The organism is Nonomuraea sp. LPB2021202275-12-8 (assembly GCF_037044575.1).
Taxonomy (GTDB): domain Bacteria; phylum Actinomycetota; class Actinomycetes; order Streptosporangiales; family Streptosporangiaceae; genus Nonomuraea.
On the sequence record NZ_JBAHWD010000022.1, the window covers coordinates 66,612 to 93,503 of the forward strand.

Annotated in this window: 27 protein-coding genes, 1 tRNA gene and 1 pseudogene; 17 read left to right on the plus strand and 12 right to left on the minus strand. The window is 70.5% G+C overall.

Annotated elements, in window-relative coordinates:
- Positions 1–58 precede the first annotated feature (58 nt).
- Positions 59–757, plus strand: a complete 699-nt coding sequence (locus V5E28_RS32110) for a response regulator transcription factor (RefSeq protein ID WP_336212513.1) — start codon at positions 59–61, stop codon at positions 755–757.
- Complete coding sequence (locus V5E28_RS32115; protein WP_336212514.1) at positions 754–1,908, plus strand: sensor histidine kinase; 1,155 nt, start codon at positions 754–756, stop codon at positions 1,906–1,908. The genes V5E28_RS32110 and V5E28_RS32115 overlap by 4 nt, the downstream gene beginning before the upstream one ends.
- 2 nt (positions 1,909–1,910) lie before the next feature.
- Here V5E28_RS32115 and V5E28_RS32120 read toward each other — a convergent pair whose 3' ends face one another.
- On the minus strand, positions 1,911–2,312 hold the full coding sequence (locus V5E28_RS32120) for a hypothetical protein (RefSeq protein WP_336212515.1): 402 nt from the start codon (positions 2,310–2,312) through the stop codon (positions 1,911–1,913).
- 320 nt (positions 2,313–2,632) lie between these two features.
- Here V5E28_RS32120 and V5E28_RS32125 point away from each other — a divergent pair, with 320 nt between their 5' ends.
- From V5E28_RS32125 to mptB, 3 genes and pseudogenes are all read left to right on the plus strand, one after another.
- Positions 2,633–2,980: an STAS domain-containing protein gene (locus V5E28_RS32125; protein ID WP_189127379.1), complete on the plus strand. Its 348-nt coding sequence runs from the start codon at positions 2,633–2,635 to the stop codon at positions 2,978–2,980.
- Positions 2,977–3,717: a glycosyltransferase family 2 protein gene (locus V5E28_RS32130; protein ID WP_336212518.1), complete on the plus strand. Its 741-nt coding sequence runs from the start codon at positions 2,977–2,979 to the stop codon at positions 3,715–3,717. The genes V5E28_RS32125 and V5E28_RS32130 overlap by 4 nt, the downstream gene beginning before the upstream one ends.
- A gap of 581 nt (positions 3,718–4,298) precedes the next feature.
- Positions 4,299–5,129 (plus strand): annotated as a pseudogene (gene mptB, locus V5E28_RS32135) (polyprenol phosphomannose-dependent alpha 1,6 mannosyltransferase MptB); the annotation flags it as partial.
- A gap of 430 nt (positions 5,130–5,559) precedes the next feature.
- On the opposite strand, the gene V5E28_RS32140 reads toward mptB, so the two are convergent.
- Positions 5,560–8,037: a hypothetical protein gene (locus V5E28_RS32140; protein ID WP_336212519.1), complete on the minus strand. Its 2,478-nt coding sequence runs from the start codon at positions 8,035–8,037 to the stop codon at positions 5,560–5,562.
- 60 nt (positions 8,038–8,097) lie between these two features.
- Here V5E28_RS32140 and V5E28_RS32145 point away from each other — a divergent pair, with 60 nt between their 5' ends.
- The 3 genes from V5E28_RS32145 to serS are packed head-to-tail and all read left to right on the plus strand — an operon-like array spanning position 8,098 to position 11,557.
- The gene (locus tag V5E28_RS32145) at positions 8,098–9,330 is read left to right on the plus strand and encodes a glycosyltransferase 87 family protein (protein WP_336212521.1); all 1,233 of its coding nucleotides are present in this window, start codon (positions 8,098–8,100) and stop codon (positions 9,328–9,330) included.
- 2 nt (positions 9,331–9,332) lie between these two features.
- Positions 9,333–10,253 carry a prephenate dehydratase gene (pheA, locus tag V5E28_RS32150; protein WP_336212522.1) on the plus strand — a complete coding sequence of 307 codons (921 nt, stop codon included), beginning with the start codon at positions 9,333–9,335 and terminating at the stop codon, positions 10,251–10,253.
- Positions 10,254–10,294: 41 nt separating this feature from the next.
- Positions 10,295–11,557: a serine--tRNA ligase gene (gene serS, locus V5E28_RS32155; RefSeq protein WP_336212524.1), complete on the plus strand. Its 1,263-nt coding sequence runs from the start codon at positions 10,295–10,297 to the stop codon at positions 11,555–11,557.
- An 11-nt stretch (positions 11,558–11,568) separates the two neighbouring features.
- Here serS and V5E28_RS32160 read toward each other — a convergent pair whose 3' ends face one another.
- Positions 11,569–12,948, minus strand: coding sequence for a sialidase family protein (locus tag V5E28_RS32160; protein ID WP_336212526.1), 1,380 nt, complete (start codon positions 12,946–12,948; stop codon positions 11,569–11,571).
- A 201-nt stretch (positions 12,949–13,149) separates the two neighbouring features.
- The gene (locus V5E28_RS32165; protein WP_043619750.1) at positions 13,150–13,353 is read right to left on the minus strand and encodes a cold-shock protein; all 204 of its coding nucleotides are present in this window, start codon (positions 13,351–13,353) and stop codon (positions 13,150–13,152) included.
- Positions 13,354–13,577: 224 nt separating this feature from the next.
- On the opposite strand from V5E28_RS32165, the gene V5E28_RS32170 reads away from it, so the two are divergent.
- A complete protein-coding gene (locus tag V5E28_RS32170) occupies positions 13,578–14,384 on the plus strand; it encodes an HAD family hydrolase (RefSeq protein WP_336212533.1) in 807 nt (268 codons plus the stop codon).
- Here V5E28_RS32170 and V5E28_RS32175 read toward each other — a convergent pair.
- Complete coding sequence (locus V5E28_RS32175; protein WP_336212534.1) at positions 14,375–14,890, minus strand: bacterial proteasome activator family protein; 516 nt, start codon at positions 14,888–14,890, stop codon at positions 14,375–14,377. The two genes, V5E28_RS32170 and V5E28_RS32175, sit on opposite strands and share 10 nt — an antisense overlap.
- A 5-nt stretch (positions 14,891–14,895) precedes the next feature.
- Entirely contained in the window at positions 14,896–15,852 is a 957-nt protein-coding gene (locus tag V5E28_RS32180) for an NAD(P)H-quinone oxidoreductase (RefSeq protein ID WP_336212536.1), read from the minus strand.
- A gap of 114 nt (positions 15,853–15,966) precedes the next feature.
- On the opposite strand from V5E28_RS32180, the gene V5E28_RS32185 reads away from it, so the two are divergent.
- The gene (locus tag V5E28_RS32185; RefSeq protein WP_336212538.1) at positions 15,967–18,000 is read left to right on the plus strand and encodes a MinD/ParA family ATP-binding protein; all 2,034 of its coding nucleotides are present in this window, start codon (positions 15,967–15,969) and stop codon (positions 17,998–18,000) included.
- Between the two features lies 1 nt (position 18,001).
- Here V5E28_RS32185 and V5E28_RS32190 read toward each other — a convergent pair.
- Positions 18,002–18,088 (minus strand) — tRNA-Ser (locus tag V5E28_RS32190).
- 36 nt (positions 18,089–18,124) lie between these two features.
- Here V5E28_RS32190 and V5E28_RS32195 point away from each other — a divergent pair.
- Entirely contained in the window at positions 18,125–18,466 is a 342-nt protein-coding gene (locus tag V5E28_RS32195; RefSeq protein ID WP_336212540.1) for an STAS domain-containing protein, read from the plus strand.
- On the opposite strand, the gene V5E28_RS32200 is transcribed toward V5E28_RS32195, so the two are convergent.
- From V5E28_RS32200 to V5E28_RS32220, 5 genes are read right to left on the minus strand one after another with little or no spacing between them, the layout of a single operon-like run.
- Positions 18,449–19,294 carry an NUDIX domain-containing protein gene (locus V5E28_RS32200; RefSeq protein ID WP_336212541.1) on the minus strand — a complete coding sequence of 282 codons (846 nt, stop codon included), beginning with the start codon at positions 19,292–19,294 and terminating at the stop codon, positions 18,449–18,451. The genes V5E28_RS32195 and V5E28_RS32200 overlap by 18 nt on opposite strands.
- A 12-nt stretch (positions 19,295–19,306) precedes the next feature.
- The gene (locus V5E28_RS32205) at positions 19,307–20,044 is read right to left on the minus strand and encodes a M15 family metallopeptidase (RefSeq protein ID WP_336212543.1); all 738 of its coding nucleotides are present in this window, start codon (positions 20,042–20,044) and stop codon (positions 19,307–19,309) included.
- Between the two features lie 38 nt (positions 20,045–20,082).
- The gene (locus tag V5E28_RS32210) at positions 20,083–20,322 is read right to left on the minus strand and encodes a hypothetical protein (RefSeq protein WP_336212544.1); all 240 of its coding nucleotides are present in this window, start codon (positions 20,320–20,322) and stop codon (positions 20,083–20,085) included.
- Positions 20,319–20,729, minus strand: coding sequence for a hypothetical protein (locus V5E28_RS32215; protein ID WP_336212545.1), 411 nt, complete (start codon positions 20,727–20,729; stop codon positions 20,319–20,321). Before V5E28_RS32215 ends, V5E28_RS32210 begins: the two co-directional genes overlap by 4 nt.
- Positions 20,726–22,528 (minus strand): MDR family MFS transporter, encoded by a 1,803-nt coding sequence (locus tag V5E28_RS32220; protein WP_442945899.1) that lies wholly within the window; start codon positions 22,526–22,528, stop codon positions 20,726–20,728. The genes V5E28_RS32215 and V5E28_RS32220 overlap by 4 nt, the downstream gene beginning before the upstream one ends.
- 85 nt (positions 22,529–22,613) lie before the next feature.
- Between V5E28_RS32220 and V5E28_RS32225 the strand changes: the two genes are divergently transcribed.
- The 6 genes from V5E28_RS32225 (at position 22,614) to V5E28_RS32250 (ending at position 26,871) form a co-directional block, all read left to right on the plus strand.
- Positions 22,614–23,201: a TetR family transcriptional regulator gene (locus V5E28_RS32225; RefSeq protein WP_336212549.1), complete on the plus strand. Its 588-nt coding sequence runs from the start codon at positions 22,614–22,616 to the stop codon at positions 23,199–23,201.
- A gap of 139 nt (positions 23,202–23,340) precedes the next feature.
- On the plus strand, positions 23,341–24,465 hold the full coding sequence (locus V5E28_RS32230; RefSeq protein WP_336212550.1) for a S1 family peptidase: 1,125 nt from the start codon (positions 23,341–23,343) through the stop codon (positions 24,463–24,465).
- A gap of 131 nt (positions 24,466–24,596) precedes the next feature.
- Positions 24,597–24,974, plus strand: a complete 378-nt coding sequence (locus tag V5E28_RS32235) for a VOC family protein (protein WP_336212552.1) — start codon at positions 24,597–24,599, stop codon at positions 24,972–24,974.
- A 16-nt stretch (positions 24,975–24,990) separates the two neighbouring features.
- Positions 24,991–25,359, plus strand: a complete 369-nt coding sequence (locus V5E28_RS32240; RefSeq protein WP_336212554.1) for a VOC family protein — start codon at positions 24,991–24,993, stop codon at positions 25,357–25,359.
- 166 nt (positions 25,360–25,525) lie between these two features.
- Positions 25,526–25,906 carry a hypothetical protein gene (locus V5E28_RS32245; protein WP_336212556.1) on the plus strand — a complete coding sequence of 127 codons (381 nt, stop codon included), beginning with the start codon at positions 25,526–25,528 and terminating at the stop codon, positions 25,904–25,906.
- Positions 25,906–26,871, plus strand: coding sequence for a hypothetical protein (locus V5E28_RS32250; protein ID WP_336212558.1), 966 nt, complete (start codon positions 25,906–25,908; stop codon positions 26,869–26,871). The genes V5E28_RS32245 and V5E28_RS32250 overlap by 1 nt, the downstream gene beginning before the upstream one ends.
- The last annotated feature ends 21 nt before the right edge of the window (positions 26,872–26,892 follow it).

The following is a 26,892-nucleotide window of genomic DNA, read 5'->3' on the forward strand; positions in this document are numbered from 1 at the left end:
CCTTACGAACCGATGACGTGGGTGTAGGTCGCACGTGGCCGAGCCGTACCGTGAAGTTGTGGCTACCCGCATCCTGGTCGTGGACGACGACCCCACCGTGTCCGAGGTGGTCGCCCGCTATCTGGAGCGGGACGGGCACGAGGTGGAGTGTGTGGGGGACGGCGCCGAGGCGCTGCGCCGGGCGCTGGCCGAGCCACCGGACCTGATGGTGCTCGACCTGATGCTGCCCAAGATCGACGGGCTGCAGGTGTGCAGGAAGCTCAGGGAACGCTGGCCGGTGCCGGTGATCATGCTGACCGCGCTGGGCGAGGAGATCGACCGGGTGGTCGGCCTGGAGACCGGCGCCGACGACTATGTGACCAAGCCGTTCAGCCCGCGCGAGCTGGCACTGCGGGTGCAGTCGGTGCTGCGCCGCGCTCGCGGCGCCTCCGTCACCGGGGGCACCGGGGTGCTGCGCGACGACGACCTGGTGGTGGACGTGGGCGCGCACGAGGTGCGACTGGGCGACGCCGAGGTGATGCTCACCGCCCGCGAGTTCGACCTGCTGGCCTACCTGATGCGCAACCCGAGGCAGGCGTTCAGCAGGTCCGCGCTGCTCGACCAGGTCTGGGGGTGGTCGTTCGGCGACTCCTCCACCGTGACCGTGCACGTCAGGCGGCTGCGCGAGAAGATCGAGCCGGACCCCACCGAGCCACGAAGGATCGTCACGGTATGGGGAGTCGGATACCGGTACGAACCTCTGGAGAGCGTGGGATGACCCCGCACCTGGCGGCGGCGATGGACGACCTCGGCATGATCGTCGCCGTCACCGCCGGGCTCGGGCTCCTGGTGGCGGCCCTGGGCATCGGGGTGATGTGGCTGCTGCGAACCCGGTCGATCGGGGTGATGCTCGCGGTCGTGGTGGTGGTCGCCGTGGTCGCGACCCTGGCGGGCGTGGTGGCGATCACCATGCGGATGATCATCGAGGGCCCGGCGCGGGACATCGTGCTCAGCGTCGTGGCCGTGGGCGGCCTGGTCGGGCTGGGCGTCGCGTTCGTGCTGGCCAGGCGGGTGGTGGGGGAGAGCAGGCGGCTGGTCGCCGCCGTGGGGGAGCTGCCGTTCACCGCGCCCCAAGGTCTGCCGGCCGAGCTGCGGACGATCGCCAACACGCTGGAGGAGGCGTACGCGCGCGAACGTGCCCTCGAAGGGGCGCGGCGCGAGCTCGTCGCCTGGGTCAGCCACGACCTGCGCACCCCGCTGGCCGGGATGCGCGCGATGGCCGAGGCGCTGGAGGACGGGGTGGTGTCCGACCCGGAGACGGTCGGCCGCTACCACGGCCAGATCAAGCTGGAGGTGGAGCGCCTGTCGGCCATGGTGGACGACCTGTTCGAGCTGTCCAGGATCCACGCGGGCGCGCTGCGGCTCTCGCGGGCCAGGATCGGGCTGTCGGACCTCGTCGCCGACACCCTCGCCGGGGCCGAGCCGCTGGCCAGGGCCAAGGGCGTGCTCCTGACGGCCGACGCGACGGACACGGTGCCTGTGGAGGCCGACGCGGGCGCGCTCGGGCGCGCGCTGCGCAACCTGGTGATCAACGCGATCAAGCACACGCCGTCGGACCGGTCGGTCGTGCTGCGTACGCGGGTGGACGCGGGCATGGCGTGCCTGTCGGTCTCCGACAGCTGCGGCGGGATTCCTGAGGAGGACCTGCCGCGGGTGTTCGACGTGGCGTTCAGAGGAGAGGCGGCCCGGACCCCGACGGCGGACGGCGGGGCCGGGCTCGGTCTGGCGATCGCCCAGGGCATCGTGGAGGCGCATGACGGGGTGATCGGCGTGGTCAACGACGGGCCCGGGTGCAGGTTCGAGATCCGGTTGCCGTTGGTCGGCGCCGGCCACTCGGGTGAGGCGCCGTCAGGCCGGCTCCGCGGCTGACGTCAGGCCGACTCCGGGAGGATGGAGTCCTGGGGTGTCCCGAACGACTCCGACATCGCCCGGAAAGTCGGGCAGGGCCAGCGCCACATGCAGCTCCGGCACCGCAGGATCGGATGCGCGGCGTCGCTGGTGATGCCCCCCGCGTCGCGCGGCTGGTGAAGGTCCAGCAGCCGCAGCCCGAGCTCGGAGAACCTGAGCAGGTCGTCGCGCGCGCCGGCGAGGAAGTCGAGGTCCTCGCTCGCCAGCCTGGTGCGGACGGGGACGAAGCCCTCGTGGTTCACCAGGCCACGCAGGCGCGCGGCCTCGTCATGCCATGGCGCGGCTTTCTCCGTGCGGATGAAAATGGCCTCCAGCTGCTCGCGGAGCCTCTGGCGCTGAGGATCTTCGGCTTGGTCTGTGTTCATCGGTGATCGGGCCCACGGATCTCGCCCAGCCCCTCCTCCTGTGTGAAGTGGTGATCGGACGCGGAGGTGCCGGACCTGCCCCCGTTCCGGCCACGCCGGTGTCACAGTGTCAAGCTTCGCGTACTCTCCGTCTCCGTGGAGCCGAAACGGGGACTCTCGTCACCGGATCGGTGACTCAGCGCGACTCCGGGCCCCTGCCGACAAAAAGTGTCACGAGGTCAGGCCAAGAACCGGTCGTTTCGCCTCGCTGCTTCATACCGGTCGTCTCCCTATCGGCGTGACAACGTGACCCGAGGCCATCTCGCCGCTAGCCTGCCCATGTGGAGCTCAAGGTCTCGACTCGATCACATGCCGGCCATGCACTCGTTGCGATCACCGGTGAAATAGACCTCTATACGGCACCCCACCTGCAGTCCGAGTTCACTCGCCTGCTGCAGGAAGGGCCCAGCCGTGTGGTCATCGACATGTCCGCCGTGGATTTCTGTGACTCCACGGGGATGAATGTGCTGCTCTCAGCACTCAAACGGATGAAGGAGCAGGGAGGCGCGCTCGACGTCGCCGCCCCGCGCCCCGCCGTGCGCAAGATCCTGCAGGTCACCGGCCTCGACTCGGTGTTCACCGTGCACGACGAGGTGCCGCAGGAGTTCCTCATCGCCGAGGGCTCATGACACCCGACCACGTCACGAAGGACACGGCGGTCGTCATCCCGGCCAAGAACGAGGCCGACCGCATCGGCCTCACGGTCGAGTCCGCCCTCGCCCTGCCCGGCGTCGACCTCGTCGTGGTCGTCGACGACGGCTCGACCGACCAGACGGGCAGGGTCGCGCGGGCGGCGGGAGCCAGGGTCGTGCGTCACAGCCGCAACCGCGGCAAGGCCGCAGCCATGGAGAGCGGCGCCGAGGCCGTCCGGCTCCTGGACGCCGGCACCCCGCGCCACCTGCTCTTCCTGGACGCCGACCTGGGAGACACCGCCCAGGCCGCGGCGCCGTTAGTCGACCCGGTCCGTGCCGGCGAAGCCGACATGACCATCGCGGTCTTCTCGACCAGGGTGAAGCTGGGCGGCCACGGCATGGTGGTCCGCGTGTCCAGAGACGGCATCCGCAGGGCCACCGGCTTCCAGGCGGCCCAGCCGCTCAACGGCCAGCGCTGCCTCACCCGGGACGCCTTCGAAGCCGCCCGCCCCCTGGCCCACGGCTTCGGCGTGGAGACGGCCCTCACCATCGACCTGCTCCGCAAGGGCTACCGCATCGCCGAAGTCGACGTCGACATGGCCCATCGGGCCACCGGGACCGACTGGCGAGCCCAGCTGCACCGGGCCAAGCAGCTGCGGGACGTGGCACTGGCACTGGCCACCCGCGAGCCGCTGGTCACCGAGAACCTCGCCAAGCTGCGCCACAGGCGCTGACGGCCTCGCCGCCCACTCGCAGGACCGGGCGGGCGTCTGTCGGCTCGTTCGCCGTCGGGGGATCGGTCGCGGGCCGTCTCGGCGGCCGTCCCCGCCCCTCACCTCCGACGAGGGTCGCCAGAGCAGCGGCTCGGCGGGCTCTGGCGTTCTGGGACGCTCCCCTTGGGCTCGTCCATCGGCCCGACCGTGTCGTGACTGCCCGCCCGAGTTATCCACAGGCTCCCGAGTTATCCACAGGCTGGGGATCGACGGCCGAACTCGTGCGGGGAGTGTGCTGGAATTTGCGGGTGACTTCCGAGACGCGGAGCGACAGGCTTCCAGGCAGGCTCGCGGGGCCGGCCACGGTGTCGATCGCCGCCTCGATCCTGCTGACGATCACCATCGGTCTGCTCGGCCCGTCAGCCATGATCCCGGCTCTAGGCGGTCCTGGCGGGCATCCGCCCTACTCGCTGGACGTCCATCCGCACCCCTATCTGGTGGTCGCCCTGGCCGCCGCCGCACTCGTCCTCGGTGGTCTCGGGCTTCTGGCGGCCCTGACGGCCCTGCCCGCGGCGGCGGTCAGAGCCGTCCACCTGCCCCGCATGCTCGTGCTCTTCGGCAGCCTGGCCGCCGGGCTGCTGACGTTCCTGCCACCGGCGGGCTCGGGCGACCATCTCAACTACGCCGCCTACGGGCGCATGGTCACCCTGGGCCTCGATCCTTACACCCAGGGCGCGCACGACCTGCCCGGTGACCCGATCGCCGGCGCCGTCGAGGATCCGTGGCGCGAGGAGCCCAGCGTCTACGGTCCCGTGGCCACCGCCGTCCAGGCCTTGGCCAGCTGGGTCGGCGGTGACTCGCTCCGGCTCACCATCTTCGTCCTTGCCCTGGTCAACGTCGTCGCGTTCATCGCGACCGGCCTGCTCATAGACCGCTTCACCAGAGCCGACCCGGCCAGGCGGACGCGGGCGGCCCTGCTGTGGACGGCCAATCCGCTGCTGCTCTACCAGCTCGTCGCGGGCATGCATGTGGACACCCTCGCCATCGCCTGCATGGTGGCAGCCTTGCTGGCCAGAGCTCGTCCAGCGGCCGGAGGAGCACTGCTCGGCCTGGGCGTCGCCCTGAAGCTCAACGCCGGGTTGGTGGCCCTGGGTCCTGCCTGGGAGCTGCGCCGCCGTCCCGCCCGTCTGGCTTTGATGGCCGGGGTTGCCCTCGCGGTGGTGGCCGCCGGCTACGCCGTCGTCGGGCCGGAGGCGTTCGCCCCTCTCACCCGGACGAGCAAGTCCGTCTCCAATGCCTCGTTCTGGAAGCTCGTCCAGGGCTGGCTGCAGTCGCTGGTCGGCACCGGCAGCGCCTACCGAGGCGAGATCCAGATCGGCTCCCTGCTCGTGCTCGGCCTAGTGGCGTGGTCACTCTTCCGCCTGACCTCCCGCCGCCGGGCCCTCACGCACCGGCTCCCGGATCCCGGACAGCCGGTGAGCGAGGCCGGCACGGTGAGCGGCGCGGTGAGCAGGATGCGGCAGGGCGTGATCAACGGGGCCGCCGCCCGCCGCGTGACCCTCGCATCCACGTCACCGCCGCCTGCCCAGGCCGTCCCGAGATCCGGAGAATCGCCTGGCGGCCGAGTGGCGCCCACAGCACCTGGAGGTGGGGACGAGGCGACGGTCGTGGCTCTGGTCCTGGTCGTCGCCTACCTGTTCGCCTCGCCGTATGTGCTGCCCTGGTATGACGGGCTCGCGTTCGGGTTGCTGGCCCTGGTCGCCGCGTCCACTGTGGACCGCTTCATGGTCGCCCACCTGCTCGTGCTGTCGCTGGCCTATCTTCCCGCCCGCATCGCCGGGCAGCCGCCGGAGCTCGAATGGCTCAGGACCGTCGTACGGAGTCAGCTTGCCCCGTGGGCGCTGCTGGCGCTGACGGTGGCTCTGGTGTGGTGGGCTTGGCGAGCTGCAGGGCGCGTACGCACGACGCCAGTGTCAGCGGCACCGCCACCGTGAGGGCCATGGCTGGGATGGCGATGCCCGAGTCGTTCATGAGGAAGCCGATGAAGGTGCAGGTCAGAGCGCCGATCAGGCCCGCGCGGAGGGTGGGGGCGAGCGCGTAGGTCTGGCCGAGCGCCGAGGCTCCCCAGCGGGAGGGCCGGTTGAGCACCAGGAAGAGGAAGGCCAGCGCGACCAGTGAGAGGAGGGTCAGTGACCAGTTCCCGACGGTCACACCGACCATCGCACCGAACTTTCGGGCTATGACCGTCAGCGCCTGGCCGTCGATGACCTGTTGCACGAAGGTGCCCAGGTGGGTGCGCTGGGCGGCCGGCCGCAGCCAGTCGAAAAGCGCGATGGCGCTGATGAGCGCGCCCCCTGCCAGGCCCACCAGCAGCAGCTTCACCAGCGACACGCGGCGGCCGGCGAGCAGGATCAGGAAGACGGCCAACCCGACCACGAACGCGGGCACCCCGCCGAAGTCCGCGCCCCAGGAGGGCCATCCGTCTGCGAACACCGCCAGCCCGCCGTAGCCGACACACACCAGCAGCGTCACGGATCTCGACGTGCCCCTGCCGATCAGCCACTGGGCGATCCCGGCCAGGCCCAGGATGGTGCCGGTGGCGTAGATGGCGAACGCGATGTTGCTGAAGCCGTAGAAGCGGCCTCCGGTGACGGGTTCGTAGCCGGAGACGGCGTTCACCTGGAGGGTGGAGCCGGTCATCACGTCGATGAGCATGGCGAGCGAGGTGACGGCCGCGACCACGGTCAGCGGGCCCAGCACGTGCGCACGCCACGGGCCGGCGAAGGCAAGGACGGTGATGAGACCGGCGATGACCAGGATGGTGACGATCAAGGCGGTCATCGGCGCGGGCAGGCTCCACCAGGGCACCAGTTGGGCGAGGAACGTGGAGACGGCGATGGCGCCGCTCACCACCGAGACGACCTGCACGGCGACCAGCAGCCGGGAGGCGCTCGCCACGTCGGATGCGGCGTGTGCGCTGGGCGCCCCTGGTCCGGATCCGTTGCTCGGGGGTGAGGGGTCTTCCGGGTGCGGGGATGTGCTGGTCTGTACGGCGTCGGGGGGCGTGTTCGTGGCGGGCGCACCGGCTGGAGCCGTCCGGCCGGGACGGGCACGGCGGCGCAGGGCGACGGCGGCGAAGGCGTAGAAGAGGAGCTGGACCGTTACGAACACGGCGAAGAACGGGCCGCGGACCTCGCGCAGCACCTGGCTGGCCAGGTCGGCGTCCGCCAGTTCGGTGACGATGTCCGCGTCCGGGGCCGGGGCACGGTCGGCGTCGGTGGACTGCCAGGGGCGGCCGACGACCTGGGGCGCCGGCTCGGCGCCGGTCAGCTGGATCGTGGTGGCGGTCAGGTCCGCGAGGGTGACCAGGGCGTCCTGACGGGTGGAGGTCGCGGTGAGGTGGCCGCGCAGGTACGGCCCGCCGGTGGGGGACGGGCCGGTGGCGATCGCCACGTGGAGGTGGGCGCTCGGGGTGACGTCCGAGATGCCGGCTATCAGGATCGTCGTGCCGGTGGGGAGGGTGGTGAGGAGGGCGCCGATACGGCGGTCGGCTTCGGTGACGGCCGCTTGACGGGCGGCCGGTGGCATGGGGGTCGGGACCCCGTACTCGTCCAGGGGCCGGCCGGCCCAGGCGGCGGCCAGGTCGGGCGCGTCCATGACGATCAGGTTGTAGGGGGCCGGGTCGCCCAGGGACTCCGGGGTGTCGACGTATCTGGTGACTTTTCCGGTCTTGTCGGCTGCGGCCAGTGCGGCCCCGGGCCCGATCGCGGCGACCCTCCCCCCGGCGTCGGTGATGGTCTGGGCGAGCGTGCCCAATTGCGCGGCGTAGCCGGTGGTGGACTGGTGGGCGACCAGGCCGGGCCAGCCCGGGATCACAGCACCCTCGCCGTCGGGCCGCGGGGACGGGACGGGCGGGCAGCCCCTGCCCGCCGTGCCGGCTCGCTGACCCGCCGACACCGTGAGCCAGCCGGCGACAGGGCAGGTGATGCCGCGGTCCGGAGGCGGCACGGCCCGGGTGGACATCGAGGCGGAGCCGCCCTGGGTGGCGAGCTTCCAGAGGTTCGGGGTGCGGGACTGGTGGATGTCGCTCCACTCGAGGCCGGGCACGCCGACGAGGGCCACGCGGCCCTGCGCTGAGGTGGCGGCCGCCGGGCTCGGGGCGAGGAGGGCCAGGAGCGCCATGCTCAGGAGCACCATGCTCAGGAGCACCATGCTCAGGAGCATCGCCGCGACGGTGCGCGGTACGTGTCGCGCCGAGCTCCGCCGCACGGGGTGCGCGCCGCGCCGGGCGCGGGTGAGGCTGTGAGGGGGGACGGGCGCGCCGAAGGTGGATCGCGGCATGTGCTGAACCCCCAGTGTTGGCGCGCTCGACAAACAACAGCCACGGTAACGTGCCACACCGTGACGAGTGTCGAGGCGCCGGAGAAGCGGCGGCAGTGGTGGGCGTGGGCCGTGGCGGTGCTGGTCGTCGCCGCGGCGGTGACGCCACTGGTGCAGCAGTGGCTGACCAATCCGGACGACCAGCGCCTCGTGGACCTCGACGTTTACCGTACCGGCGGTCAGATGCTGCTTGAGGGTCGGCCGGTCTACGACTACTTCACCCCTGCCCCGCAGTTGCTGCCGTTCACCTATCCGCCGATCGCGGCGATGCTGGCGATGCTGCTGGCGGAGATGTCGTGGGGGACCGCGCAGTGGGTGTGGACGGCGGGCGTCTTCGTGGCGTTGGGCGTGGCCGTGGGGTTCTCGTTCAGGCGGGTGCTCGGGCGGTACGCGCCGTGGGTGTTCGCGTTCCTGATGGTCGCGTGCGCCTATCTCATGCCGATCCGGGATCAGGTGCGGTTCGGGCAGGTGGACATCCTGCTGGTGGCGCTCTGCCTGGCCGACTGCGTGGCGAAGCGGCCGTGGTGGCCACGCGGGTTCCTGATCGGGCTGGCCACCGCGGTGAAGCTCACACCGGGCGTCTTCCTCATCTATCTGCTGGTGACGCGGCAGTGGCGGACCCTGTTCATGGCGTCGTTCGTGACGGCGCTGCTCACCTTGCTGCCGTTCGCGGTGGTGCCGCAGGACGCGGCGGACTTCTGGTTCGGGGCGCTGCTCGACTCAGAGCGGCTGGGCGCGAACGCGGCCACCACCAACCAGTCGATCCGCGGCATGCTCATCCGCCTCTACATGCCCGACACGCTGACGTCTGTGCTCTGGCTGGCCCTGGTGGCGGTGGTCGCCTGGTACGGGTTCCGCGGCGCACGGGACGCCTATCTGGCCAGGGACCCGCTGAGGGCCGTCGCGCTCGTGGGACTGATGGCGGTGCTGCTCTCGCCGGTCGCCTGGATCCACCACCTGGCCTGGGTGGTCGTGGTGCTGGGCGCGATCGTGGGCGACGGGCGGGACCCGGTAAGGCTGCGGGTGGCCGCCGGGGTGTGGCTCTACTACGTGGTGCCGGTGCCGTGGTGGGGGGTGGCGCTGAAGGCGGCCGAGATACCGCTCGTCAGCCCCGTCCTCGGCAAGATCGTGCAGAACGGCTTCGGGCTGGGGGCGCTGGCCCTGGTCTGGCTTCTGGCCTACTGGCTGCCGAGAAGGGACCGCACGGAGATCGTAAAGCCCGACGCCGCACGTCAACCGGCGGATACCCTTTGACCATGCCCAGACTCGCGTATCTCGGACCGGAGGGCACCTTCACCGAAGAGGCTCTGAGGCTCCTCGAGCCCGGCGCCGAGCGCCTGCCCTGCGCCACCGTCACAGCCGCGCTCAACGCTGTGAGGACCGGGGAGGCCGATGGCGCGGTCGTGCCGCTGGAGAACTCCCTCGAGGGCGGGATCACCACCACCCTCGACGAGTTCGCCTGGGGCGAGCCGCTGATGATCACCGCCGAGCTGCTGCTGCCGGTGCGGTTCTCGCTGCTGGCCAGGCCCGGCACCGAGATCGTGCACATCAAGCGCGTCTACACCCATCCCGCGGCCATCACCCAGTGCCGCGCGTTCACCGCCCGCGAGCTGCCCGACGCGGTGGTGGTGTCCGCGCCGTCGACGGCGGCGGCGGCCCAGGAGGTCTCGCTGCCGGGCTCGCCGTACGACGCGGCGATCGCCGCCCGCATCGCGGGCGAGCACTACGGCCTGGTGGAGCTGGCCGGCGACATCGGCGACCGGTCCGACACCGTGACCAGGTTCGTCAGGGTGAGCAGGCCGGGCGCGCTGCCGGACCCGACCGGGTCCGACCGGACCACGCTGGTCGTCTTCCTCGCCGACGACCATCCGGGCGCGCTGCTGGAGATGCTGACGGAGTTCTCGGTGCGCGGCGTCAACCTGAGCCGGATCGAGTCGCGGCCCACCGGCAACGGCATCGGCCGCTACTTCTTCCACTTCGACTTCGAGGGCCACGTGGCCGACGCGCGGGTCGGAGAGGCGATTTCCGGCCTGCATCGCATCTGCGGCGAGGTGCGCTTCCTCGGCAGTTATCCGCGGGCCGACGGCGTCGCTCCCCAGATCAAGAGGGGGACGGCCGACCCCGAGTTCGCCGAGGCCGGGCGGTGGCTGGCCAGGATCCGGGCCGGACAGCTCTAATCCAGGAGCGGGTGGCGGGCGCGCGCCGGTAGCCTTTCCTTGTGATTGACCTGCGTACCCTTCGTGAGGATCCCGACCGGCTACGGGCGTCGCAGCGTGCCCGCGGCGAGGACGACTCCGTCGTCGACACGCTGCTCGCGCTCGACGAGCGCCGCCGCTCAGCGCTGACCTCGTTCGAGACCATGCGCGCGGAGCAGAAGAGTCTGGGCAAGTCGGTCTCCAGGGCGCAGGGCGAGGAGAAGGCCGCGCTGCTCCAGCGGGCCAAGGACCTCGCCTCGCAGGTCAAGTCCGCCGAGGGCGAGGCCGAAAAGCTGGCCGCGGAGCTCGACGGGCTGCTCCAGGGGGTGCCCAACATCGTCGAGGAGGGTGCGCCTCCCGGCGGCGAGGACGACTACGTGGTGCTCGAGACCCATGGCGAGCCGCGCGTGTTCGACTTCGAGCCCAGGGACCATCTGGAGCTGGGCGAGCGGCTCGACGCCATCGACATGGAGCGGGGCGCCAAGGTGTCCGGCTCGCGGTTCTTCTTCCTCAAGGGCGTGGGCGCCCGGCTGCAGCTCGGCCTGCTCAACATGGCCATGCAGCACGCGATCGAGCGCGGGTTCATCCCGATGATCACGCCGGTGCTGGTCAAGCCGGAGACCATGCAGGGCACCGGCTTCCACGTGGCCCACGACAAGGAGATCTACCGCCTGCCCGACGACGACCTCTACCTGGTCGGCACCTCGGAGGTGTCGCTGGCGGGCTATCACGCCCAGGAGATCCTCGGCGGTGACGAGCTGCCGCTGCGCTACGCCGGCTGGTCGTCGTGCTTCCGCCGCGAGGCGGGCTCCTACGGCAAGGACACCAGGGGCATCATCCGCGTCCACCAGTTCGACAAGGTGGAGATGTTCTCCTACGTGCGTCCCGAGGACGCCCACGAGGAGCACCAGCGGCTGCTCTCCTACGAGCGGGAGATGCTGGCCAAGATCGAGGTGCCTTACCGCATCATCGACACGGCGGCCGGCGACCTCGGCATGTCGGCGGCCCGCAAGTTTGACTGCGAGGCGTGGATCCCCACCCAGGGCCGCTACCGCGAGCTGACGTCCACCTCCAACTGCACCGAGTTCCAGGCGCGCAGGCTCGCCGTCCGGTTCCGGGACAAGGACGGCAAGCCCCAGCACCTGGCCACGCTCAACGGCACGCTGGCCACCACCCGCTGGATCGTCGCGATCCTGGAGAACCACCAGCAGGCCGACGGCTCGGTCGTGGTCCCCGAGGCGCTGCGCCCCTTCGTGGGCCTCGACGTGCTGGAGCCCGTCAAGTAGGGATCGGTCCGTCACGTGTGTGGCGGGGTGCGTACGTCCTCCACCCGGAGGCGTGCGCTCCTCCGCAGCGCCACGAGCCCTCCGATCGCGGTCCCCAGCCCGAGCGTCAGCCCCAGCGCCAGCGAGGCGCCGTAGTCGATCCAGCCCTCGCTCCAGGCCCTGAACGGCACGGCCAGGCCGAGCCCCACCAGCACCCCGGCCGCCAGCGCGTTGACGACCCCGCGCGAGCCGATCCGGGCGTCGGGGACGAGCGAGGTCGCCACGATCACCGCGGTGACCAGGAGGGCCGCTCCGGTCAGCCAGAAGAGCCCCTCCAGTTGGTGAGCCGGCCACGGCGCCAGCATCACCGCCCCGACGCCGCCCTGGACGACGATGAGGGCCGGCCGCGCGCGCCGGGGCCGTCGCACCGCCTGGACGGCCAGGCCCGCGAGCACGGTCCACAGGGCGGCCAGCGCGGCGATCCACATCGCGCCGCCGGCGTCGAGGGGCCGGTCCAGCGGCACCGCCCCGGACTCCGACAGCAGGTCCCCGTCGCCGAAGCCGAGCCGGCGCCACGTGCCGGCCACGTCGCGCACGGCCACGCCGTCGCGGCCGTTGGCCACGACCACCACGTGCCCGCCTCCGGCTCTGGGCTGGACGGCCAGGGAGTTCGAACGGATCGGGCCGTAGGACCGGGCCGCCGCCAGGGTGCTCTCCAGCGTCTCCACCCCTGCGGGAGGCACCTCCCAGGAGACGGTCCACGTCTTGCCGCCGTCGTCGGACTGCATGACCCTCATCAGGCCGTCGACGATCGAGTAGCAGCGTTCCGGGTCCTTCGGCACGCAGGCCGCCCTCTGCTCCGGTCCGCGCTCGCGGCTCGCGGGGAGGACGGAACCGGTGGTCCAGGTCTGCCCGCCGTCATCGGAGACCAGGTCGGGCCCGAAGCGGCCGGTGACCACGATGGACCCCCGGTGCACCTCGACGGTCTCGGCAGTGGGGTGCCCGGGGTGGGCGGAGGTGGCCGTCACGGCGAGTACGGCCAGCGGCACCGTGGCGATCACCCGCAGGCGCCGTGGATCCGGCCGGAGGCTGCGCTGCCGTATCCACCACGCGAGCCCGAGCGCCGGCAGGGCCAGCAGGTCCGTGTAATCGGCCACGACGCGCGACGGGCCCGCCAGGGCGGTCCAGGCATGGGAGGCGGCCTCCGCGCCCATCTCCGTGGATTTCACGAGCGTGAAGAGCGCACCCGTCAGGATGGTGGCGGCCAGGTCCGCTCTGCGGCACAGAAGGAGCGCCAACAGAGGCGGCGCGACGACCAGGCCGGCCACATCACTGAGCTTGCCGGTGACGAGTCCGGGCCAGGCGTGTTTGAGCAAGTGGTCGTTGAGTAACAGCACGGCCACCGAGAGCACGGTTGCAGGGTGGCATAACCACGCGTATCTCATATATGGCTTGATGGCGCCAATACCCGACGGGTTCACGGAGCGTGTGAATCGAGTCACACTCGTAACAACCCCGGTCAATACGAGACAGGATGTCCTAAAAAAGGCGAACGAAACGCGAAAGGCCGGAGTCCGCTGGAAGCGAACCCCGGCCTGTCTCGCTGTTACAGGTCAGATAGCGCGGACCTGGGAGGCCTGCGGCCCCTTCTGGCCCTGCGTGATCTCGAACTCGACCCGCTGGCCGTCTTCAAGGCTGCGGTAGCCGTTGCCGACGATCTCGGAGAAGTGCACGAACACGTCCGGCGCACCGCCGTCCGGGGCGATGAAGCCGAAGCCCTTCTCAGCGTTGAACCACTTGACGGTTCCCTGAGCCATAAAAGCTCTCCCTCAGGATGTGAATCTATGGGACCCACACCTCGTGGATCCCGGTGTGTCGTACAGCAAGCACCCCGGGGTGGCTCAGACAAAGTCATGCTGGTTTTCACTACGGGATCAGCTAATACAACGCCACCACATCTAACACCATTCTGGCGCGTTGGTGTTCCTCTCCCTAGGAAGATTTCTGGCCGACGGCATCAGCAGGCAAACTGGAACGTGTTATGCACAGCCTTCCCGCACCCCGCCTTGTGGCCACCGACCTGGACGGCACCGCGCTGCGCACCGACGGAACGGTCTCTCCCCGCACGGCCGCTGCGTTCGCCAGAGTCGAAGATTCCGGAGCCATGCTGGTCTTCGTCACAGGCCGCCCACCTCGGTGGATGGGCGCTGTGGCAGGCGCGCTGCGTCACCGCGGAGTGGCCATCTGCGCCAACGGCGCCCTGATCTACGATCTGCACACCGAACGGATAGTCGAATCTCACCTCATCGACGTACAGGTGCTCGGGGAAGTCGTCGCTCAGCTTCGAGCGAACGTGCCCGAACTCGCCTTTTCGGTCGAGTACGAAGGTGGCTTTGCGCATGAGTCCGATTTCCGGCTCGGCAGCTGGGACCGTACGGCCAAGGGCGGCGCGAGGCCGATCCGGGAGACGCTCACCTCGCGGCCGTGCGCCAAGCTGCTGGCCCTGCATCCCGCGATGGGCCCCGACGAGCTGCACGCGACCGTCCACGGCCTCGTGGGCCATCTGGTGACCGCCACGCACTCCAGCGGGAGGGGCCTGATCGAGATGAGCGCCCGCGGGGTCACCAAGGCGACCGCCCTGGCCACGCTGGCCGGACGGCACGAGATCAAACCATCACAGGTGGTGGCGTTCGGCGACATGCCGAACGACCTGCCCATGCTGAGCTGGGCAGGCACGTCCTACGCGGTCGCCAACGCGCACCCCGGCGTGCTGGCGGCGGTCGATCATGTGACCGCGGCCAACGACGACGACGGTGTCGCGCGGGTGCTCGAAGAGCTTTACAGGTAGGGGCCGGAGCCGCCGGGAGGCCGGTGCGCCTCCTCGGTGTGCGGCACGCCGGGCAGCGCCCTGCGCATCTGCTCGAGCTGCGCCCTGGCCGCCATCTGCTGCGCGAACAGCGTGGTCTGGATGCCGTGGAACAGCCCCTCCAGCCATCCCACGAGCTGGGCGTGCGCGATGCGCAGCTCAGCGTCGCTCGGAGGCGCGCCGTTCTCCTCGGTGAAGGGCAGCGACAGCCGCTCCAGCTCCTCGACCAGCTCGGGGGCGAGGCCGTCCTCGAGCTCCTTGATGGAGGACTCGTGGATCTCCTTCAGCCGCTTGCGGCTGGCCTCGTCGAGAGGAGCCGCGCGGACCTCCTCCAGAAGCTGCCTGATCATGCTGCCGATGCGCATCACCTTGGCGGGCTGCTCGACCAGGTTGGTGACCGATCGCTCGTCCTCGCCGTTATCGCCCTGACCTTGGAAGTCAGGACCCACCACCACGATGTGGGGGGTGTTGTTGTCCTCAGCATTCATACGTCTCACCGTACTAGCAGGATCTTCCCGATGTGCTCGCCGGAATCCACCATTTCGTGAGCTTCGGCCGCCTGCGCCATCGGCACCTCGGCGTACACCACAGGACGCACCGCACCGGCGCTGACCAGCGGCCACACGTTGTCGACGACGCTGCGGGCGATGGCTCCCTTCTCGTCGACGGGCCGCGAGCGCAGCGTGGTGCCGTACACCGCGGCGCGTTTGGTCAGCAGCGCGCCCAGGTCGAGCTCGGCCTTGCGGCCGCCCTGCAGCCCGATGACCACCAGCCGCCCGCCGGTGCGCAGCGCCCGGACGTTTCCGGCCAGGTACTTGGCGCCGATGATGTCCAGGATGACGTCGGCCTGGACCTTGTCCGCGAAGTCCTCCTGGTGGTAGTCGATGGCCTCGTCCGCGCCGAGCTCCCTGACCCGCTCCGCCTTCGCCGCCGAGCCGACCGTCGTGACCACCCGTGAGCCGAGCGCCTTGGCGAGCTGCACCGCGAACGTGCCGATCCCGCTGGCCCCGCCGTGCACGAGCAGCGTCTCGCCCCTGCGCAGCCGGGCGGTCATGAACACGTTGGACCAGACCGTGCACGCCACCTCGGGCAGCCCGGCGGCCTCCACCAGGCGCACGCCCTGAGGCACCGGCATCACCTGCTGCCACGGCACGGCTACGCGCTCAGCGTAACCGCCGCCCGCCAGCAGGGCGCAGACCTCGTCCCCGACCTTGAACTGCTCGACGTCCGAGCCGACCTCGGCGACCACGCCGGACACCTCCAGCCCCGGGTAAGGGGGCGCGCCGGTGGGTGGGTCGTAGAAGCCCTGCCGCTGGTGCACGTCCGCCCGGTTGACCGCGGAGGCGGTCACCTCGATGAGGACCTCGCCACGCTCGGGGCGCGGATCCGGCACCTCGCGCCACTCCAACACCTCTGGCCCGCCGCTGCGGGTGATCTCGATGGCTCGCATGACACCACGGTAACGGGGCAAAGAAGTTGTGGGTTGGCGGCGCCACCCTGCAGCCTTGGCGTTAATCTGCATTGTAATTTGCTGCCCCTTTAGACCCACCCGAGGGGGAACACGGTGGCAAGACACGATCGAGAAGAATCGCTCGAGGAACAGCTGGCCTGGCTCGACGCCATCAAGGAGACGGAGGAAGCTCCGGTCAGGGTAAGCGCCTCGTCAGCCTCGACCGACGACTCTGTGGTCTCGCCGTACCCCAAGGACCCGTGGTCGTTGGTCCCGCAGCACGACACGCCGACCCCGCCGCTGTTCCGCGCCGCGGTCGACTCCGTGTACGGCGCGGCGGCGGCCGGGGAACTGCCCGAGGCCGAGAGCGAGGCCGGCGAGTGGCTGGACAAGGCCGCCGTCAAGGACGAGCCGGCCAAGGACGAGCCGGCCGAGCCGGTCGCCAAGGATCTGCCCACCACCCCGCCGACGAGCCTGGGCAAGGCCGCCGACGAGTTCCTGGCGCCGCTCAAGCCGCTGCCGCGGCCCGACGACACCGACACCTACTCGTTGCTGTCCCTGCCCGAGCAGGACAAGCCCGAGCAGGACAAGCCCGAGCAGGAGACGCAGGAGAACATCCCCTGGCCCCTGCCCCCGGCGTGGTCGCGGGAGCCCCAGGAGAAGCAGGACCAGGCCGATCAGGACACCGGGCCGCAGGAGATATTCCGACTGTCCAAGGACCTGAAGGCGGAGCCGCTCGGCGAGACGCAGCCTGCCGCCGACGAGCCGAGGCGCGTCTTCGAGGAGCCCCGGCGGCATTTCGACGAGCCGCGCCGGTCCTTCGACACGCCGCAGCAGGCTTTCGACCGGCCCCAGCGCCCCGCCGACGAGCCGAGGCGCCTGTTCGACGAGCCCATACGCCCGGCCGAGGAGCCGCAGCGGTTCTTCGACGACCCCAAGCGGTCTTTCGACGAGCCCGAGCCAGAGGCCGCGCCCGAGCCCGCGCCCCCCGCGCAGCCCGAGTCCCGGCGTCCTTCCGATGAGCCCCAGCGCGCCTTCGGCGAGTCGCAACATGCCTTCGGGGAGCCGTCGCGGCCCTTCGACGAGTCGCCGCGTCCGGCGTCCGAGCCGCGTCACCGCCAGTCGCCGGAGTTCCAGCGCCCGGCGGAGCCGCGCCACCGCCCGGCTCCCATTCCGGTGTTCAACGCGCCGCCCCGCCCGCCGGTCACCGGTCGGCCCAACGCCGACAGCCTCGACCCCGAGTCGCTCCTGCGCGGCCGCCGCAACGCCCCCTCCAAGGGCTGGCGCCGCCTGGTCTACAAGGCGTCGGGTGGCTGGATCAAGCCGGGCGAGCCGCCGGAGGTCAGGCGTCGCCGCGAGCTGATGGCCAGGGCGCGCACCCCGGTCGCCGCGGGTCACCACCGGGTGGCCGTACTCAGCCTGAAGGGCGGGGTCGGCAAGACCACGACCACGGTCGGCCTGGGCGCCACACTCGCGCACATGCGGGGCGACCGCGTCATCGCGATCGACGCCAACCCCGACAGGGGCACGCTGTCGGACAAGCTGGTGCTCGAGACCTCGGCGACCGTGCGCGACCTGCTCAACGAGCACGAGCAGGTCAAGCGGTACGTCGACATCAGGGCGTTCACCTCGCAGGCGCCGTCGCGGCTGGAGGTGCTCGCCTCCGACCGCGACCCGTCGGTGTCGGAGGCGTTCAGCGGCGCCGACTTCCAGGCCGTGTCGCAGGTGCTGGAGAACTTCTACTCGATCTGCATCACCGACTGCGGCACCGGCCTGCTGCACTCCGCCATGGGCGGGGTGCTCGGCCTGGCCGACCAGATCGTGCTGGTCAGCTCGCCGTCGGTGGACGGCGCCCGGGCGGCCTCGGCCACGCTCGACTGGCTGGAGGCGCACCACTACGGCCATCTGGTGCGCGAGGCGACCGTGGTGCTGTGCAGCGTCAGGCCGCGCTCGAAGTCGGCGGTGGACATCAGAAAGCTGGAGGCCCATTTCGCCGCCAGGTGCCGTGCGGTGATCCGTGTGCCGTACGACCCCCACCTGGAGGAGGGCGCGGAGATCGACCTGGACCGGCTGCAGGAGACCACCAGGGAGGCGTATCTGCAGCTCGCGGCCTACGTCGGCGACGGGTTCGCGGGAACCCGCGAGTGAGCGGAGGGTGTGGGATTCGAACCCACGAGGCCATCGCTGACCTGGCCGCTTTCAAGGCGGCTGCACTCGTCCACTATGCGAACCCTCCAGTGCGGAAACCACGATAGCGGCTGCGGTGACGCCGGTGTACGTTCAGGTGGTGGATCTCAGCGTCGAGGTGGAACGAGCCGAGGGGGCCGCCGCCGTCGTGCGCGTGGACGGCGAGCTCGACAAGGTCACGGCTCCGGCGTTCAGGGAGTGCCTGACCGCGCTGTCGGCCGAGGGGCGGCTCGACGTCGTCATCGACGCGAGCCGGTTGACCTTCTGCGACTCCAGCGGCCTGTGGGTGCTCGTGGCGCACCGGCGTGACGTCGGCGCGCTCGGCGGGTCGCTCCGGCTCACCGGCGTGCACGGGGTCTTCCGGCGGGTGCTCGACGTGACCGGGCTCAAGGCCGCCTTCGACAGCGTGTTACCCGTCCAGTTGTGACAGCAGCCACTTGGGGCCGGCGGTCTTGGCTCCGAGTTCGGTGACCCGCTCCTTCAGCCCTCGGTCGGCCGTGACGACGAGCGTCCGCTCCCACGCCCTGGCCTTCCCCACCACGCCCACGATCGCGTCGTCGCCGCTGCCTGTCGCCGCGACGACCTGGATGCCGGGGATGTCCGGCGCGCCCTTGGCGGCCCCCTCGACCACCGCCACGATGCGCGGATACCACTGCGCCAGGGTCGGGTGCGTCAGCCTGAGCTCCGCCACGGAGCGCAGCAGCCGGGTGGCCGCGCCGAGCCGGTCGTTCCACCAGCCCTTCTCGGCGCGGGCGCCGATGATGTTGGCCACGTCGAGCACGACGGTCTCCGGGTTGATCGCGCGCTGGACCTCGTCCCAGGTCGCGGCGAAGCCCGGATGCAGCTCCTTGGCGGCGATCTCGGGCAGCGGCAGCCAGGTCAGCTCGTCGCTCTCGCCGTTGGCGCACACGGCGGCCAGCAGCCCGGCAGACTCGGCGATCACCGTCTCGAACGCCCACCCGCCGTGGTCGTCGCGGTAGACGCCCTGGACGCGCAGGCCCTCGTCGCCGAGCGCGGCCTCCTCGCGGGCCTCGCGCAGCGCGCTCGCCACGGCGTCCTCGTGGCTGTCACGGGCTCCGCCGGGCAGTCCCCAGGTGCCGCCGTGGTGGCTCCACCAGGACCGTTTCTGCATGAGCACGTACGGTGTGCCGAGGTCGTCGTGGTGCACGGCCAGCAGTCCGGAGGCGCCGTGCAGCCCCCAGTGCCGGTGCCCGCGCATGCACTCGGTCCAGCCGTCGCCATCCTTGTCCGCCATGCCGGGATCCTCTCAGCCTCCGCCCTTGCTGAAATGCTGGAAATCCTTGGTGCCCGCCCAGGAGCCGCCCCACTCCCAGCCGACCTGCTGGAAGGCCCGTACAACCCGGTCGCCCGGATTGATCACGCCTTTCCCTTTCATTGGACGCTCAGTGTACTTTTCCGCGTTCTTGTGAGCTGTGTCACCGCTTGCGGTGACGTACGGGTTCTCGCGCGGGTTGATGTCGATGGCCTCGCCGAAGGCATGGTTGGACCAGCTGCCCGACCCGGTGGCCCGGCGGCAGTTGAACGCCGAGGTGTTGTCCGCCTCGATCGAGGCGAAGTCGTCGGCCTTGAAGGCGTCGACCAGCTCCATCCGCCGGATCGGCCACCGCCAGTCGTACAGCTTGCCGAAGACCTGCACGATGTCGTCGGCGACCGTCTTGCGCACGACGAGTTCGCCGGTGTGGGGCTTGTCGTCGAAGCCCCAGTAGGACAGGGTGATCAGCCGCAGGTCGCGGTAGTGGACCGGGCATCCCTCCCGCCAGGAGTACGGCAGGCGGTCCCGGCCGACCTTGGTCACCTTGGACCGGAACTCGGGCGGCTTCGTGCTGGTCGGGCTCGGGCTCGGGCTCGACGCCGGGGTCTCGGTCGCGGGCGTGGTCGTGGGTGTGGTGGCCGGTGGGCTCTGTTTCGAGGACGCGGCCGGGTCCTGCCCGCCGCACGAAACGGCCGCGAGCACCACGAACGCCATGGCGGCAGTACGTTTCATCTGGCCACCATATGCCACGTCTTTCCAGGTCAGGCTACTTAACCCTCGGCGGCGTGCCTGCCCCGGCCGGTCAGCGCGCGCAGCGCCTCGGCGGCGTAGACCACGAGGGCGACGAACGAGACACCGGCCAGCATCCCGCCGACCCACAGGTCGTTGACCGTCGCGTCGGCGTACGGGGCGCCCGAGGGCTGATAGCCGACCACGAACGGCGCGGCGACCAGCCAGAGGCCGGCCAGGAACAGCAGGACGAGGGCGCAGACGCCCAGCTTGGCCTTCATCGGTTCTCCTCCGCGGCGACCAGGGGGACCGAGCCGTTCTGGCGGCGCGGCGGCGTTTCCAGGTCTTGACGCAGCGCCTCGACGAGCGGGGCGAGCATCGTGGCCAGCTCGGCGGACGACGTCTCCGGTACGGCCGGAGCGGGCTCGGGCTCAGGCTCGGGCCGGCGCTCGCGCACGGTCACCAGGCCGCGCCCGGCCAGCTCCTCGTGGATGGCCGCGGCGAAGGCGGCCGCGCCGGCAAGGGCGACGACGACCACGCCGAGGCCGGTGAAGAACTCGGACGTGGTGGTGCCGGTCCAGTCCGCGTTCTCGGGCTGGGTGCCCAGGGCGAACGGCGCGATCATCAGCCACAGCCCGGCCATGAAGGCCAGGGCGGCCACGACGGCGCCCACGAACTTGCGAATCATCGGGGGGTTCCTCCGCTGACGAGATCCTGCTGAGGTGGCGCGGCCTGCGCTATCAGGGCGCGAGAGGTGGGGCGCAACACGTCCTGGGCCACTGACCTGGCGCGCTCGCGTTCGGGCCGGTCGTCGGGTGGTGCCATCCTGGCCACGGCCGTGAGCAGCGCCGACGGCCGGCCGTTGGCCCGCTCGACGCGCTGGGCGACGAGCTCCAGCAGCAGCCCGGCGAGGACCAGGTCGTCCTTGCCCGGCGGCTTGGCCACGGGCGCGGGCTCCGCGCCGCCGCGCAGCGGCAGCTCCTTGAGGAACAGCGTCGCCAGGAAGCCCAGCACGGCGATGGGCACGCCCACCATGAAGACGGTCTCCAGGCCGCGGGTGAACGACTCCAGCACGATGTGCTTGAGGGGCTCGGGCAGCCGCTGGATCTCGGCGGGGCTGCCCAGGCGGGGAGCGCCGCCGGGGAGCGAGAGGTGCGCGGCCCTGATCATCTCGGCCATCTCGGCACTGAGCCGGTTGGTGAGGAGCGCACCGAACGCGGCCACGCCCACGGCCCCGCCCAGCGACCGGAAGAACGACACGCCGGCCGTGGTGGCGGCCATGTCACGCGGCTCCGAGCCGTTCTGCGCGGCGAGGATCAGCATCTGCATCGTCAGGCCGAGCCCCAGGCCCAGCACGCCCACGTCGAACCCGATGAGCCACCCGCTGGAATCCACGCGCAGCCGCGACAGCAGGAGCAGGCCGACGGCCACGATCAGCATCCCCGCCACCGGGAACAGCTTCCACTTCCCGGTCCTGGTGACGATCTTCCCGGAGACCACGCCCGCCAGGAACAGGGCGATCACCATCGGCAGCGTCATGAGCCCGGAGTCGGTCGGGCTCATCCCCTTGACGATCTGCAGGTACTGCGGCAGGTAGATCATCGCCCCGAACATCGACATGCCGACGAACAGGGAGGCGACGCTGGTCAGCACGAAGGTGCGGTTGCGGAACAGGCGGGGCGGCAGGATCGGGTTGCCCGACGTGCGCTCGGCCAGCACTGCCAGGCCCAGAGAGAGCAGGCTGATCGCGCCGAGGAAGTAGGTCCAGGGGGAGTTCCACTCGAACTGCTGCCCGCCGAAGGTCAGCAGGAGCATCAGGGCGCTCGCGCTGGCCGTGATGGTGGTGGCGCCCCAGATGTCGATCGTGGTGTCGCGCTTGACCACGGGAAGTTTGAGCACCCGCTGGATCACCACGGCGGCCACGATCGCGAACGGCACGACCACGTAGAAGCACCAGCGCCAGCCGAGCCACTCGCTGTCGACGATGAACCCGCCGAGCAGCGGCCCCGCGACGGTGGAGATCCCGAAGACCGCCCCCATGTAGCCGGAGTAGCGGCCGCGCTCCCGTGGCGAGACGATGTCGCCCAGGATCACCTGCGCGAGGGCCGACAGACCACCCACACCCAGCCCCTGTACGGCGCGGGCGGCGATGAGCTGGCCCATGTCCTGCGACAGGCCCGCGACGAGCGAGGCGGCCACGAACAGTCCGAGGGCGGTCTGGAAGAGCAGTTTGCGGCCGAACAGGTCCGACAGCTTGCCCCACAACGGGGTGGACACCGTCATCGTCAGCATGGTCGCCGACGCCACCCACGAATACTGGTCCTGCCCGCCGAGCTCTCCCACGATCGTCGGCAGTGCCGTGCCCACCACGGACGTCGAGATCATCGAGGTGAGCATGGCGAGCATGAGCCCGGACATGACCTCGAGGATCTCGCGGTGTGTGTACTGCCGCCCCGTGGGGATCGTGGCATGTGCCTGGGCTGCCAAGACACCACATCCCCTCATATGCTGATTCCGCCTTGGAGTATACGCTCGTTTACTAGCCGCGCGGCAAGTGGATATATTCCTGAGCATGAACATCGAGGCGATCCCGAGCACGGAAGCCCAGGTGGCAGAGGCGGCCAGGCCGCGTGACCGCGAGGCCACCAGGCAGCGTCTGCTGGTGGCGGCGCGAGCCCTGTTCGCCGAGCACGGCTACGAGCACGTGACGGTGCGGATGATCGCCTCCGAGGCGGAGGCCAACATCGCTCTGGTGTGCCGCTACTTCGGTTCCAAGGCCGGCCTGTTCGGCGAGGTCCTGCAGGGCGAGCCGACGATCCGCCGCATCATCGACGGCGACCCGGCGGGCCTGGCCGGACGCCTGGCCGAATACGCCGCCTGGCGCATGCACCACGACCCGGAGAGCCGCATCCTGCGCTCGCTCGAATACTCCTCAGGCGACCCGGAGATCAAGATCCTGATGCGCGACCGCCTGCGCACGGCGGTGATCGACCCGCTGGCGGCGGCTCTGGACGGCCCCGACGCGCACGCCCGCGCCCGTACGGCTACGGCGCTCTTCCTCGGCATCGGGCGCATGCGCCGCACCCTGGGGCCCGAGGCCCCCACTCCGGCAGACGTCGAGCGCCTCACCGCGATGTTCGAGGCCTGCCTGCGCGCCTAGGGCCCGGTTTAGGCGGGCTGATCCCGCGCCGGGGCCTGCAGCCGTAAAGGGGCCATAACACCGAAATAGGGATCATTTGGAACATGGCAGGACTCCTACCAGCCGTTAGCTTGACAGCACCCCCCATCAAGGAGTGCACATGTTGGGTAAACGCTGTGCGCTGGTAGGAGCCACCATCGTGGCCGCCTGCCTGGCGACTCCACTCACCCCCGCCATGGCCCACCCGGCCCCCGCGGCGGACCCAGCCACCCCGCCTTCGGTGATCGACGCGCTCGAGCGCGATCTCGGCCTCACCGAGCAGCAGGTCGTCACCAGGCTCGCCAACGAGCAGCGCGCCGCCGCGACCGAAGCGACCCTGACCTCCTCCTTAGGCGCGTCCTACGGCGGAGCATGGCTGAACGCCGACGCCTCCAAGCTCATGGTGGCCACCACCGACCCGGCCGCCACGGCCGCCATCCAGTCACAGGGCGCCGAGGCGGTCCTCGTGCCTCGCACGCTGGCCCAGCTCAACGGCATCATGGAGCAGATCGACCGGGCGCCGCAGGCGGCACAGGCCGCCGCCGCCCTGTGGTACGTCGACGTGACGACCAACAGCGTCGCCATCCTCGCCGCCACCCAGCAGGCCGCCGACGCGCTGGCCGCTGCCGCCGGCGTCGACAAGGCCGCGGTGAAGACCGCCGTGACCACCGAGACCCCCAAGCCGTTCATCGACATCGTCGGCGGCGCGCCGTACTACATCGGCTCCAGCCGGTGCAGCGTCGGCTTCTCGGTGACCCGCGGCACCACCCCGGGCTTCGTCACCGCGGGCCACTGCGGCAGGGCGGGCTCCAGGACCACCAACCCGACGGGCACCTTCCAGGGCTCCTCGTTCCCCGGCAACGACTACGCCTGGGTCGCGGCCCCCGGCAACAACGCCACCCCGTACGTGCGCGGCTCCGGCGGCACGCGCGTGACCGTCCGCGGCTCCACGCAGTCGCCGGTCGGCTCGTCCATCTGCCGCTCCGGCTCCACCACCGGCTGGCGCTGCGGCACCATCCAGCAGCACAACGCCTCCGTGACCTACCCGCAGGGCAGGGTCACCGGCCTGACCCGCACCAGTGCGTGCGCCCAGCCGGGCGACTCCGGCGGTTCGTTCATCTCGGGCAGCCAGGCCCAGGGCGTCACCTCCGGCGGCTCCGGCAACTGCAGCGTCGGCGGCACGACGTACCACCAACCGGTCAACGAGATCCTGAGCGTCTACGGCCTGACCCTCCGGGTCGGCTGACCCCGTAACCCGAACCAGCGTGCCCGGCACCGCGTTGCCGGGCACGCTGCCGTCTTCTGGGCCGCCGATGAGTTCCGGGCCGCCGCCGAGTCTCCATGGGTGACAGTACGTCGACCGAGAGGAGAGACGGCATGAAGCGGTCAGTCCTGGGCAGCATGCTGCTCGCCAGCACCGACCCTGAGCGCCTGCGCACCTGGTACGTCACCGCGCTGGAGCCGCAGGAGAACAGCGACGTCAACACCTACGGGGTGCTCAGGTTCGGCGACTTCCACCTGTTCATCGACACGCGAGCGGATGTGGGGGACAAGAACCCGGAGCCCGGCAGGGTGATCGTCAACTTCGACGTGCCCGACGCCCGCGCCGTGGTGGCGCGCATGAACGAGCTGGGCGTGTCGTGGCTGGCGGAGCTCGAGGATCGCGATGGCAGCCTGTTCGCCACCGCCATCGACCCGGACGGCAACTACGTCCAGATCATCGAGCTGAGCGCGGAGCATCGCGCGGCCATGTGAACGAGGGGAGACGACCATGTTCGGCACGACGAAGGCGTTCAGCGGCTTCTCCGTGAACGACATCGATGCGGCCAGGGCGTTCTACAGCGAGACGCTCGGGCTGAAGGTGTCGGAGGAGAACGGCATGCTGACCCTGCACATAGCCGGGGACCGGGACATCCTGGTCTATCCGAAGGGCGACCACACGCCGGCCACCTTCACCATCCTCAACTTCCCCGTCGACGACATCGACCGGACCGTGGACGAGCTGGTCCGGCGAGGGGTGCGCTTCGAGCGTTACGACGGGCTCGAAGCGGACGAGAAGGGGATCTTCCGTGGCGGTGGCCCGCTGATCGCCTGGTTCAAGGATCCGGCGGGAAACGTCCTGTCCGTCCTACAGGAGTAGAAGCGCACCCGGACCCCTCTCCGCCGGGGAGGGGCCCGGGTGAACAGACGACGACGAGCCAGTTTAGAAGTTGTATACATTTCTGTAACAACAAGAGCCGTATGACCGTAATGTCCGGCAAGCAGGGTCGGCACCAGCATGTTGTTCGCGCGTGGGGAGTTGATTCGTGGCCGAGCCTCCGCCCGACCCGAGGTCCGCTCCGCCGACCGACATCGACCACGAACAGCTGAGGAAACGGGCCGCGCCCGCCTTCGACGACGTCTCCGTCGCGGTCCGCGCCGCGGTCGAGCGAGCCCGCGACGCCCTCGGCGGGATCGGTGGCTGGTCCACCGACGAAGAGGTCGACAGAGCGTTCATCGAGTGGTACGCCCCCAAGCGCAACGAGATGCTCACGCTGATCGCGGAGTTCGCGGAGGTCTACACCGACGTCGCCGACGGGCTTCTCACCATGCAGAACAACGTCGCCACCGTCGAATGGGGCATCATCGAGGACCTGAACATCAAGGACGTGCCGGTGTACGAGTGGCCGGAAGAAGGGCCGCGCTGATGCCCCTTCTCTCGCCGGTCACCGCGCTGACCGTGTTGATGGCCGCCGGCACCGGATCGATGATCTGCCTGCGCATCTACGCCGGCGTCACCGCGCCCGAGATCCCGGTGGACGATCTCCGCAAGGCCGCCAAGATCTTCCGGGAGCTGGCCGACGACCTGGACGGAGGCGAGGACGGCTCCAAGGAGGTCGGCGTCGCGGGCGCCGCCGACAGCGCCGCCGCCTCGGTGTGGGGGCACAACGGAGGCGAGGCGGTCGACGAGTTCGCCGCCCTCTACATCCGCAAGATCATGCTGTTCCCGTACGCGTTCGCCCGGGACTGCCGCGTCATCGCCGCCGGCTGCGCCGCCTACGCCACCCTGGTGGAGGACGTGAACAAGCGCCTCGCCGCCATCGAGAACGCGATCATGCAGCTCCTCTGGCTGGTCGCCTTCCAGCCCCTCACCACCGCCCTGTACGGCGTCGCGCAGGCGATGGCCGCCCTGCAGATGGCCAGGCTGATAAAGATCGCCCAGGCGCTGAAGATGAGCTTCGGCACGAGCGTGGCCCGCATCCTGCAGATGGCGTTCCCGAAGTACGTCCTCACCACCCTCAACTACGCCGCCATCGACGGCGCCGCCTACGCCGCCGGATCCATCGGGATCGACAAGATGGTGAACGCCGCCTACGGCCTGCCCCTCGGCTCGCCCGGCGACACCGCCTCGGAAGCCGGCAAGATCATGGCCGGCAACACCGCCTACATCCTCGGCTACGACGTGACCAAGCTGGGCATCCGCGGCCCGGCCGGCCGCGGCAGCGAGGCCGCCGCCCGGCTGGTCGGATCCGGCTTCGGCTTCACCCCGGTCTACAACGCGCTCGACAGCGAGGACGACGCACTCGCGACGACCCCTGAGCAGTGGGCGGACAAGCTCGAAGGCCATGGCCTGCGCGCGTTGATCTTCCCGCCGGGCTGGCGATTCCGCTGACGCCCTCGCCGGAGGCGCCGG